The sequence below is a fragment of the uncultured Campylobacter sp. genome, from assembly GCF_937949835.1.
In the GTDB taxonomy this organism is placed as follows: Bacteria; Campylobacterota; Campylobacteria; order Campylobacterales; family Campylobacteraceae; genus Campylobacter_B.
Genome location: NZ_CALEDC010000260.1, coordinates 1 through 1,118, shown reverse-complemented (window position 1 = coordinate 1,118; position 1,118 = coordinate 1). Strand labels below are relative to the sequence as shown.

General features: G+C 48.5%; 1 protein-coding gene and 1 pseudogene. Both read right to left on the bottom strand.

Going from position 1 to position 1,118, the window contains the following annotated elements; all coding sequences use genetic code 11:
- Positions 1-809: phage capsid protein (locus tag Q0256_RS05910; RefSeq protein ID WP_297961064.1), on the bottom strand; the 809-nt coding region annotated here is incomplete at its 3' end.
- A pseudogene (locus Q0256_RS05905) lies at positions 806-1,118 on the bottom strand (hypothetical protein); the annotation flags it as partial. The pseudogene Q0256_RS05905 and the gene Q0256_RS05910, both read right to left, overlap by 4 nt.

Genomic DNA, 1,118 nt, shown 5'->3' with positions numbered 1-1,118 from the left:
TCTTCCGCGTCATACCAGCGGTTACGGCGCACATCAAGCCCCATTCCCAGCACGAGATTTTTAAGCGGAGTAGCCATATATACGCCCTTAGGCATTAACGGAGTGATCTCCAAAGGTACGCCTAAAATTTTATCTGCGCCTCCTTGGATCAAGTGAAGCGGAGAATTTAGCGCGCTTAGCTCTTTGTTGTAAGCCTGTGCGTCGGCGGGGTTGATCAGCACCACGCTTTCGCCCAAGATATCGGAATTGATGGAGCCTACGAGCGCACTTAGTCTATCCGATACCTTATCCGAGCTTGCATAGGTTAGCTTCGTAGTATCGCTAGCGTCTTTAGCGACTTGGATCCAGCCTTTATGCAGCTTTTTAAAGGTGCCGTCGTAGGTATCGCTCTCGCCTATGAAACCAAGTAGGGCAAGATCGTTGCCGAATGCTTTCGTAAAGGCGTTTAGGGTCTCGGTCTCGAAATTTGGATTATCGGCATTGTCCTCCAGCGCGTCTTGCAAAATCCTAGCAAATAGCTGCACGCCTTTGGCATCGAGCTTCGTACCTACCTTACCGAGTGCCGCTCTTTGCGCCTCAGTAGGCTTTTCGCCACTTGCTACGCGCACCAAGATCCCTTTGGCTACATCCCATGCGTCGAGCTCCTTGGTAAGCCTTCCCATCTTTTCGGTATGGATCTTGCTTAAAAAGCCGTTATTGTTTTTGATCGCATCTACGAAGTTATGTGCCTGTGCCGGCGTTAGCGATCCGCTTAACGTAACGCTTTGCGCATTTATTGAACCTTTTAAAATTTCACTTAGATTATTCATAGTATCCCCTCGCTACCTAAAGTTTTTTGTTTTGAAACGCTCGTATCTTGAGCGGACTTATTGATCTGCTCCTGCAAAGCTCCAAGCTTCGCGCCTAAATCCTCTATCGATTTTTCCAAGTTCGCCATCTTTTCGTCGCTCTCCGCCGTTTTGGCCTTGATTGGCTCGGTAATTTCCTCTTTGTTCATTTCCTCTCCTTTTTCGGTTTTATTAGAAACCACCCCTTGTGGGGTCGCTTCGCTCTCATCTTTCTTGCTAAAAAACTCTCTCAGGCCCTGCCTGACCGCCTCTAACATACCGCCTTCCTTG